The 786-nt window shown below is 50.8% G+C and carries 1 protein-coding gene; it reads left to right on the top strand.

Features of this window, described 5'->3' with window-relative positions; translation table 11 throughout:
* Positions 1–124: 124 nt before the first annotated feature.
* A partial coding sequence (locus HMPREF1249_RS07830; protein ID WP_342399225.1) for an IS3 family transposase occupies positions 125–786 on the top strand: 662 nt, incomplete at its 3' end.

Genomic DNA, 786 nt, shown 5'->3' with positions numbered 1-786 from the left:
GCCCGGACACCAGAGGAAAAGCAGCGCCACAGGATTGCAGAACTGGAACGCAAGAACCGCGACCTTCAGATGGAGAACGACCTGTTAAAAAAATCAGAGAGTTAGAGATGAAAGATCGCTCTCTCTGACTCGACATCCCTACAAATACCAAGCGATCAAAGAACTGACTGAAGCCAAGCACTACCCCCTGCAAAAGCTCTGTCAGTGCCAGCGGCTTTCGCGCAGCGCGTATTATCGCTGGCTTAAAGGTCCTGTCAGCTTCAGTGAGAAGTACAATACCGAGCTCTCCGAGAAGATCAAGGCCATTCATGAGAACCATCCGGATATGGGTTACCGGCGAATCAGGGACGAACTGGAAAGGAATCACGGCATCGCAGTGAACGATAAGCGGGTACTCAGGATCTGTCGCGGAGAGCGTATTCAATCCACGATCAAGTGGAGGCCAAAGAGCTGCACCAGAAGCAGCCAAGACCCTGCACATATCGCCAAAAACTATCTCAACCGTGACTTTCACGCAGACGCACCGAACGAGAAATGGCTGACGGATGTCACTGAGTTCAAGTATTACGTCGGGGGGAACGCTCACAAAGTATATCTGAGTGCCATACTGGATCTCTATGATCGCAGGATCGTGGCATATAAAATCGGCGAGCATAATGACAATCCGCTGGTTATGAGCACGTTTGATGAAGCTGTAGAGCGTGAGCCCGAGGCACATCCATTGTTTCACAGTGACCGAGGCTTCCAGTACACGAGCAAACAGTTCTCGGGGAGACTAAAGAGAAA

It is taken from the genome of Jonquetella sp. BV3C21, assembly GCF_000468895.1.
Lineage (GTDB): Bacteria > Synergistota > Synergistia > Synergistales > Dethiosulfovibrionaceae > Jonquetella > Jonquetella anthropi.
The sequence above is the reverse complement of the archived record's forward strand: the minus strand, read 5'-3'. Positions and strand labels throughout refer to the sequence as shown.